This is a genomic window from Streptococcus mutans, from assembly GCF_006739205.1.
Lineage (GTDB): Bacteria > Bacillota > Bacilli > Lactobacillales > Streptococcaceae > Streptococcus > Streptococcus mutans.
Genome location: NZ_AP019720.1, coordinates 2,009,355 through 2,018,796, shown reverse-complemented (window position 1 = coordinate 2,018,796; position 9,442 = coordinate 2,009,355). Strand labels below are relative to the sequence as shown.

Annotated in this window: 6 protein-coding genes and 3 tRNA genes; 4 read left to right on the top strand and 5 right to left on the bottom strand. The window is 31.1% G+C overall.

All coding sequences use genetic code 11. The annotated features are described in order from the left end of the window. Positions 1-201: 201 nt before the first annotated feature. Positions 202-972, bottom strand: a complete 771-nt coding sequence (locus FNL60_RS10320; RefSeq protein WP_002269456.1) for a ParB/RepB/Spo0J family partition protein — start codon at positions 970-972, stop codon at positions 202-204. Between the two features lie 466 nt (positions 973-1,438). Further along, complete coding sequence (locus tag FNL60_RS10315) at positions 1,439-2,647, bottom strand: S1C family serine protease (RefSeq protein WP_002262650.1); 1,209 nt, start codon at positions 2,645-2,647, stop codon at positions 1,439-1,441. A gap of 205 nt (positions 2,648-2,852) precedes the next feature. Here FNL60_RS10315 and rlmH point away from each other — a divergent pair, with 205 nt between their 5' ends. Together rlmH and FNL60_RS10305 are read left to right on the top strand one after the other, a co-directional pair. Next, on the top strand, positions 2,853-3,332 hold the full coding sequence (gene rlmH, locus FNL60_RS10310) for a 23S rRNA (pseudouridine(1915)-N(3))-methyltransferase RlmH (protein WP_002262651.1): 480 nt from the start codon (positions 2,853-2,855) through the stop codon (positions 3,330-3,332). A gap of 342 nt (positions 3,333-3,674) precedes the next feature. Continuing rightward, positions 3,675-4,337: a YoaK family protein gene (locus tag FNL60_RS10305; protein ID WP_002262652.1), complete on the top strand. Its 663-nt coding sequence runs from the start codon at positions 3,675-3,677 to the stop codon at positions 4,335-4,337. Between the two features lie 20 nt (positions 4,338-4,357). On the opposite strand, the gene FNL60_RS10300 is transcribed toward FNL60_RS10305, so the two are convergent. Then, positions 4,358-4,431, bottom strand: a tRNA-Arg gene (locus FNL60_RS10300). Positions 4,432-4,771: 340 nt separating this feature from the next. Here FNL60_RS10300 and FNL60_RS10295 point away from each other — a divergent pair. Together FNL60_RS10295 and FNL60_RS10290 are read left to right on the top strand one after the other, a co-directional pair. Then, positions 4,772-4,843: transfer RNA gene (locus FNL60_RS10295), tRNA-Glu, on the top strand. Between the two features lie 5 nt (positions 4,844-4,848). Next, positions 4,849-4,922 (top strand) — tRNA-Asn (locus FNL60_RS10290). A 206-nt stretch (positions 4,923-5,128) separates the two neighbouring features. Here FNL60_RS10290 and FNL60_RS10285 read toward each other — a convergent pair. Together FNL60_RS10285 and FNL60_RS10280 are read right to left on the bottom strand one after the other, a co-directional pair. Beyond that, entirely contained in the window at positions 5,129-7,702 is a 2,574-nt protein-coding gene (locus FNL60_RS10285; RefSeq protein ID WP_018110248.1) for a YfhO family protein, read from the bottom strand. 39 nt (positions 7,703-7,741) lie between these two features. Beyond that, on the bottom strand, positions 7,742-9,361 hold the full coding sequence (locus FNL60_RS10280; protein WP_002279894.1) for an ATP-binding cassette domain-containing protein: 1,620 nt from the start codon (positions 9,359-9,361) through the stop codon (positions 7,742-7,744). Between the last annotated feature and the right edge of the window lie 81 nt (positions 9,362-9,442).

Genomic DNA, 9,442 nt, shown 5'->3' with positions numbered 1-9,442 from the left:
AGTGTACTCCTATCAAGATTGTAATAAGAAAATTTTACCATAAATTGAGAAAGTTTTCCACAGGTGAAAAAAGATGAGTCCACAATGTGGACATAAGTTTTCCACAATTTGTGGAAAAGATGATAAATTCTGTTAATCAAGAGATTCGATAGCATCTTTTCTTGTGGAAAAGTGGTTAAAAACAAAAACAAAATGAACAAGCTAGTTTAACTTGTTCATTAATCTGTTGAAGTCTTCTTCGGACGAAAAAGAAATTTTAAGTTGACCTTGATGTTTTTTATTATAATGAATAACAACAGGTAAGCCTAATGATTGACTTAGCTCTTTTTCTTTTTCTGCCAGAAAAATGTCTTTTGAAGGTTTTTTTTCTTTCTTTGTTTGACTTTTAAGTGCTCTTTCAATTTGATGCACACTTAACTGTTCAGTAAGAATTTTTTGGAACCATTTATCTTGTAAGTCTTGCTTTTCTACACTTAAAAGAAGTCGTGCGTGTCCTTGAGAAATTAGACCTTTTTCAAGAGCTTGGCTGATGTGCAGAGGAAGATTTAACAATCTGATACTGTTAGTAATATATGGTCTTGATTTTCCAATTACTTTAGCAATATCATCATGAGTCATATGATTTCTATTAATGAGATTTTGGTAAGCTTTGGCTTCTTCAATAGGATTAAGATCAGAACGTTGTAAATTTTCGATAATAGCTTGCTTCATACTGTCATCATCAGAAATTTTTTTGATAATAACAGGAATCTTATTTAATCCAGCTAATTTTGCTGCTTTTAAGCGCCTTTCTCCTGCAACCAAATCGTAGCCAAAAATATCAGATTTTCGAACAATAATGGGTTGAATTAAGCCATTTTCTTTAATAGATTGTGCTAACTCTTCCAATTCTTTAGTTTTAAATTGCAGTCGAGGTTGATAGGGATTTGGATTAATATCTTTAGTATTAAGATATTTTAATTGTTCAGTCATCATTTACTCCAATAATAAAAATAGAAGAGGTGGGATAAAAATCCTTCACTTAGATAAATTATCCCGCCCCTTCACAGTTGGTTAGAGACATTTAGGTTATCTCTATTATCTGCCTAATACTAAAAGTCAACGAAGTTGTCTTCATATCTCACCTCAAAGAATTTCTCGGACTTTTTGAACTTGCCGTACTCCAAGTATTGTTTTGTAAATTGTAGGCAGTTGTGATGTTATGGAGGACGAGATCAGTATTTGACAACGAACTAGTACTGTGGGCTAGGCAGAACATCTATACTAGCTGTCACTGGTTAATGTGGCGCTTAGAACCCATTAACTTTTCTACGTCTTAATCTATTTGATTTGTATTGACTATCAGTTATCATTTATAAAGAGCTGCTGTTTTATCTAAAAATAAGACTGGGATTATGGTTGTCCCAGACTTATTGTTGTATTGTATAGTTGTCCATTCTTAATGATTCAAATCTTGACTTGTTTTAGTTAATTGGATCTCAACTGTTTGTTTATCTTTTTCGCGATAGAAAGTGAGTTTAATTTTATCTCCCTTTTTGTGTTTGTAAAGAATACTTTGAAGATCGCTGATAGACGCTACCTTCTTCCCATCAATTTCTGTAATGACATCATATTTCTTCAGCTTCCCATCTGCTGGCATACCACTTTGTGTTGAAAGAACAACAATACCGCTTGTGACATCACTTGGTATTTTTAAAGTATCTCTTCCACTTGTTGAAGCTTCACTAAGATTAGCCATTGAAATACCAAGAGCGGGTCTAACAACTTCACCATTTTCTTCTAATTGATTAATAATAGAGACAACATCGTTTGAAGGAATTGCAAAGCCCATTCCTTCAACAGCAACGCCACTATTTGAGTTATTACTTGATGCAATTTTACTTGAATTGATACCAATAACTTGTCCTTTGATATTAATTAAAGCGCCACCAGAATTACCAGGGTTAATAGCTGCGTCTGTTTGAATAGCATTAGTTGAAATTGTTTCGCCATTTTCATTTTGTGAAGTTACTGTACGACTGAGACTTGAAACAATTCCTTCTGTTACAGAATTAGCATAATCACTGCCTAAAGGGCTACCAATAGCGATTGCTGGTTCTCCAACTTTTATTTTATCCGAATTAGCAAATTCAGCAACTGTCGTAACATACTTAGAAGAAATTTTAATAACAGCCAGATCAGAATAAGTATCAGAACCTACTAATTTACCGACAACTTTTTTACCATTAGCCATCATGATTTCTAACTTTTCTGCATCTTTAACGACATGATTGTTTGTAACTAAATAAGCACTATCGCCATCTTTTTTATAGATAACACCAGAACCTTCACCGTAGACTCCTAGACCATCCTCTGATTTATTTTTTTCTTGAGAACCGCTGTCATAATTGTAATAACTATTATCTGTTTTTTGATAATTGATGACAGATACAACTGTATTTTTGACATTTTTAACAGCCTTGGTAGTGTTAGATTTGGTATCATAAATGACATTACTAACAGTTGTTTTTCCATTGTTAGAAAACGATTTGTTACCAGTTATCCAATTAAAGGTAAGTGTTGATATGACCCCTAAAATAAAAGTTAAAAAAATAACTAAAAAAGGTATAAACCATTTTAAAAAAGGGTGAGATTTCGTATTATTCACTTTAAAGCCTCCAAAATTTATAATGACTAGTCTAAGTAATTTGACTTAATTATACCTTAAAATAATTAAAAAAGAAAGAATCCACAAGTTGTGGAAAACTTTCAGAAAATGTTGATTGCTATTTACAAAGAAGTATTTTTTAGAAAAATTTATGATTTAAAAAACTGTGGAAAAGTATATTAAAAAAGATGTTATAATAAATTATATGAAAGTCAAATTAATCACAGTTGGTAAATTAAAGGAAAAATATCTGAAAGATGGGATTGCTGAATATTGTAAACGTCTAAAGCGTTTTACTAAATTTGAACTGGAAGAATTACCCGATGAGAAAATTCCAAATAATGCTAGTCAAGCTCAAAATACTTATATTCTTGAAAAAGAGGGTCAGCGAATTCTTAATAAGATTTCTAATCGTGAGTTTGTTATTGTTTTAGCAATAGAAGGGAAGCAATTTTCTTCTGAGAAATTTAGCCAACTTTTATCTGCTACAATGTTGAAGGGATATTCTGATTTGACCTTCGTTATTGGAGGGAGTTTAGGATTATCACAGGAAGTTAAAAAAAGAGCTTCTATATTAATGAGCTTTGGGTTATTAACTCTTCCTCATCAGTTAATGCGTCTTGTTTTTGTAGAACAAATTTATCGAGCCTTTATGATTCAAGAGGGAAGCCCTTACCATAAATAAGGGAAAAAGGATCATTCTGAAATTATCAAACAGCATTAAGCATTAGTATTATGGTTTAGAAAAGTTTATAAAAGCTGATATTAATTGTGAATTACCCTAAAGTGAAAAAATCATGTTAAAATGATTTTTAAGAGGCTGGTTTTTGATTACGCCGTTTAGTAATTGACTAGCAATTGGTTATAAAAGAGCTATTGATTGGTCTTTACTATGATATTTTAAATTGATGATTGGATTCAACATTTATTAAGTATTAAGACTCATAAAGATGAGATAAATCGCTTATTTGCTTGTGAAACTAATAAATATCTTTAAAAAGTTTCACGTGAAACAAAAGGAGAAATTATGACAAAAGATTATCAAAATTTTGAAGGTTTAAGAGTAGCTATGCTTCTAACTTTTATGAGTGGTTTTATTGATGCTTATACATTTATTACACAAGGCGGGCGCTTTGCTAGCATGCAAACCGGAAATCTTCTGTATATGATGATGAAATTTGCAGATGGTCATTTTAAAGAAGCTTTTAGTTTTTTTATTCCGATTATTTTCTTTATTTTAGGACAATTTTTCTACTATTTTCTTAGAAAGTGGATTACACCTAAAAATTTAAGGTGGCATAAATCAAGTACTTATGTATTATTTATTTTATTATCTGTTATAGCTATTTTTAGTCCGATTTTACCCTCTATTTTTACGATTGCGGGATTAGCCTTTTTCGCTTCTATTCAACTAGCAACCTTCAAAAGAGTCAGAGGTTATCCTTATACTAATACTATGATGACTGGAAATATAAAAAATGCTGCTTATCTTTTTCTTAAGGGTAGTGTAGAAAAAAATGAGCAGATTAGAAAGCAGGCTTTTTATATTTTTATGGCTATTATTATGTTTATGATAGGCGTTTTACTATCAACTGTTATGTGCCGTTATTTAATCAAAAGTAGTTTATATTTTTTACTTTTGCCTATGTTAGCCTTAATTTATTTTTTAAATAAAGAAGAAGCCCTTTAGATGAGACTAAAAGACTTCTTTGATCCCAGCAGGATTCGAACCTGCGACCGTTCGCTTAGAAGGCGAATGCTCTATCCAGCTGAGCTATGAGACCTCATAACTCTATTATTCTAACAAAATTCATAGATGACTGTCAATCCTATTTTAAAGAACCTTGAGTTACTTTTATTATGTCCTGTTATAAATAAAAGTATAACTAAAAAACAAGTTAGTCTGACATGCTAGAGTTTCCCACTAAAAGTATAAAAAGTAAATAATATGTTTATTACCCATTATGTTATAGAAATATCTTACTTCTACCCTTCTGCTTTTGAAGGAGGATAAATTGAAATTTATTTAAAAAAGCAGACAAATATTATTATAATTTTTTGAAAAAAAGCTAGACAAATAAAAGATATTTGTTATAATAATAAGAGTGTTGATGAGACATCTATGGTCCGTTGGTCAAGGGGTTAAGACACCGCCTTTTCACGGCGGTAACACGGGTTCGAATCCCGTACGGACTATATATTCCGGCATAGCTCAGTTGGTAGTAGCGCATGACTGTTAATCATGATGTCGTAGGTTCGAGTCCTACTGCCGGAGTGATAAGACACTAATCTCGTAATAATATGGGATTTTAGATTGAAGAAAAGATCCATTGGATCTTTTCTTCAATCTTTTTTCTTTTCAAGATAAAAAACTCCTAGAAATACTGATACATCAATACTTCTAAGAGTTCTATTGTTTCCTCTTTTTGTAAAATTGACTGTTTTATAAAGTATGAGAGGTCTTATTTATATTCTGATCAATTATTTTAAATTAAATTTTTTGTAATAAAGTTGGTAAAATACAAAGAGAAAGATACCTAGACAGGTAAGAAGAATTCCTTGATATAGTCCTTGGGGCACAAAAGTCATTATAATCTTCCCACTACCTTTAGAAACATCAATTTTCATTAGTCCATTTTGTGCTTTAGATATTTTAATTGCTTTTCCATTTTGTTTAGCAAACCAACCTTTATCATATGGTAAAGTGTAAATCAAGGAAGTTCTCTTTTTGGCAACATAGGTAGTAAAAATTTTATTTTTCTTAGTTGTTGTTTTAACAGTTTGACTTTTTAATTGCTTTATACTTTTTTGATAGGCAGTTAAATCGAGAGCATAAATATGTGGTAAATCATAACTAACCGTTTTATTTTTTGGAAAACTAAGCTTAAATATTAATGTTTGAGTTTTTTTATAATTTCCTAAATTAAAAAGATAATAACTTTCGTCTATGATATAAGAACTTGTGTGCTTGTTAGTTGTTATAAAGACATTTTCGTCTTTATTATTAACTGTCAAGTTAGGAAGGCTGATATAAAGTTGACTATTTGCAGGACACTTTACAGTATAGTAAACTTGTGCCTTATTTCCTTTTGAACCATTAATAGTAACACGATTATCTAAAACTTGCATTCCGACACTTGAAATAATAGGGATTTCTTTGAAAAGTGTAAGATTTAGATCTGTCAATTCATTAACAAATTTTTGTTGATTATCAAGGGGATAAGAGTCAAACTTGACATCTTTGTAAATATGATTTGACATAAGTGCTAAAGGAAGAGAATAGAAGTTTTTGTAAAGTTGCAGCTTATTGTTTTTCTGTTTTAAATGGAATCCAAATTTATGAGGATTTTGATTATTAATATTGTATTTAATTGAAAAAAGACTATCCATCAAAATAGTATTATTAGGATAACTAATGGTAGAATGATTTCCTTGTGAATAGTAGCCTAGAGAATTCAATAATTGTGCTGATAAGTTATTTTTGACAGATGAGAACTGAGAAATGCTATTATAATTAAATTTCATACCATCATTGTAAGTTTGGGGAATTTGTTTTTCTGTTCGAAAAAATTCTAAGTTATCTTTTTTAGTTTTCTTAACATAGTTGTCAATTTCCTTTACATTATCTTCATAAACCTCTCTTGAAGGGAAATTCCAGTCAGTTTGAATTCCTTCAATTTGATAAAAAGTATTTAAAGCTATTTCAAAACTTGTAAAGATAAGTGTAAAGGAAATAATAACTTTATAAGAAACTAATTGATTAAAAAAAGTAAAAAGAATAATAAAATAACTAACTAAAAAGATAGTTGTTAATATAAAATTAACTTGTGTCAGATAATTATAATAGTCCTTGAATAAAAAAGTTGCTAAAAATCCTACTCCCAAGAAGGTAAAGGCTGGATAAAAATTTTTCAATTTTATATCCTTTATCCGAGTTAACGTTTCAGCTGCCATTATGACAATAACTAAGGAGAAAGCCCAAGAATAACGATGCAAAAACATATTAGGTGAATGCATTCCTTGCCAAAATAAATCAAGTGGTTGAAAGATAAAACTTGCAATAATAATAGCCAATAAAAGAAAATAAGCTACTTTAACTTGCCATTTTATAGATTTAACAAAGAAAAAAGTAATGGCAAAAATCAAGGGAAGTAAACCGATATAAATCGTTGGAATAGAGCCATATTTTGTCGTATCATAACTACCAAGAAGACTTTTAGCAAAAAAATCGAAATACCAAATGTCTGATGAAAATAGACTAATTTGTTCTGTTAATACTTCACCATGGCTCTTTAAATCAAGAAATGTTGGAAGCAGCATAAAAGCACTTGTCAGCGTTGCAAAGATTGATACGAGCACAAAATCACTTAATCGTTTCATTCTGTTTCTAATATCCCACGAGACTTGCGTAAAAAACCAAAGAGTTAAGAAAATAGCTGTCATGAAACCAAAATAGTAATTTTGAATAAATAAACAAGTAAGAGTTAGAAAATAAAGAAAAATCCCCCTTTTTTCTACTAAACGCTGTAAACCAAGCATAATAAGTGGTAGCAGGATAAAAACATCTAACCAATTGTTTAATTCTAACTGACTGCTAGTAAAGCTCATTAAAGCATAAGATGTTGACAGCATCAAAACGAGTGATTTAGAGATTTTAGTATAAATTTGCCCAAGACTGTAAAAAGCAGATAAACCTATTAGACCAAATTTGATTAAAGTGAAGAGATAAAAAGCATCTGCCATATTTTTTACATTAAAAAAGTAAGTAAAAGGTGTTAAAAAACTTCCCAAGTAATAACTTGTCAGAGCAAAAATATTAAAACCAAGCCCAGCCTTAAAAGAGTAAAACAAACTATCCGTTCCATGGAGAATATTACGAAAAAGAGCATCAAAAATCACATATTGATGAAAACCATCACTAGCTAAAATAGTTGTGCTACTCCCCCAATAAATATTTTTGGAGAATAGAACGAGAAACATTATAAAACTTGGTAGCAGAAAACTAAGACTATAGTAAAGAATACTTTGTTGGTGTTTTTTTATAAAAATTTTCATAGCAATTTAAAATGTAAAAATAAAAAGCGTTTCCGCTTTTTATTGCCAGAGTTGTGCTACTTTAGCCTGAACTTCTTCATTTTCAAGAAATTCATCATAAGTCTCATCAATACGATCAATGACACCATTTTTAGAGATAACCAAAATATGATTTGCTAATGTTTGGATAAATTCATGATCATGGCTAGCAAAAATAATAGATTCTTTGAAATCTTTAAGCCCATCATTTAAGCTTGAGATAGACTCTAAGTCTAAGTGATTAGTTGGATCGTCGAGTACCAGTACATTGGACTTGAGGAGCATAAGTTTAGCTAACATCACACGCACTTTTTCGCCACCTGATAGGACACTGACAGACTTGTTAACTTCATCACCAGAAAAAAGCATACGACCCAAGAACCCACGAAGAAAAGTATTATCATCATCTTCTTTGTTTGCAAACTGACGGATCCATTCAAGAATAGATTCTCCACTCGCAAAATCATTTGTATTGTCTTTAGGAAGATAGGATTGACTTGTTGTAACACCCCATTTAATGGTACCTTCATAGTCAATATCCCCCATAAGTGCACGAATAAGAGCTGTTGACTGAATATCATTTTGGGCAATAATAGCAGTTTTATCTCCAGAATTTAAAGTAAAACTGATATTGTCAAGAATGCTTTCACCATCAATTTTAACTGAAAGGTTTTCTACTGATAAAAGATCATTTCCAATTTCACGTTCCGCTTGAAACTTAATAAAGGGATACTTACGGCTTGAAGGTACAATTTCTTCTAACTCAATTTTATCAAGCATTTTTTTACGAGAAGTTGCTTGTTTTGATTTAGAAGCATTGGCTGAAAAGCGGGCAACAAATTCTTGTAATTCTTTGATTTTTTCTTCTGCTTTAGCATTACGGTCAGCTTGAAGTTTTGCTGCTAGTTCAGAAGATTCTTTCCAAAAATCATAATTACCCACATAGAGTTTAATTTTTCCAAAATCTAGATCAGCCATATGAGTGCAGACTTTATTGAGAAAATGGCGGTCGTGAGAGACTACAATAACAGTATTTTCAAAGTCTATTAAGAAATCCTCTAACCAATTGATAGATTGGATATCTAAACCATTGGTAGGTTCATCTAGTAAAAGAACATCTGGTTTACCAAAAAGTGCTTTAGCAAGTAACACTTTAACTTTATCACCGTTAGTGAGCTCACTCATGTTTTGATAGTGAAGTTCTTCAGGAATATTCAAATTTTGCAAGAGCTGAGAAGCTTCACTTTCAGCTTCCCAGCCATTTAATTCCGCAAACTGACCTTCAAGTTCAGCGGCGCGAACACCATCCTCATCTGAAAAATCAGGTTTCATATAGATAGCATCTTTTTCTTTCATGATGTTATAGAGATCTTGATTGCCCATAATAACAACATCAATAGCGCATTCTTCTTCGTAATCAAAATGATTTTGACGTAAAATAGATAAGCGTTCCTCTGGACCAAGAGAAACATGGCCTGTGGTAGGTTCAATATCACCTGATAGGATTTTTAAGAAAGTTGATTTTCCAGCACCATTAGCACCAATCAACCCATAAGTATTTCCCGCTGTAAATTTAATATTGACATTATCAAAAAGTTTACGATCGCTGAAACGCAGCGAAATATCTGATACAGTTAGCAATTTTCCACCTCATCTTTTAATACTCTTTCATTTTACAAGAAAACCCTTGATTTTTCAAACAGTTACCTAAGTTATCTATAG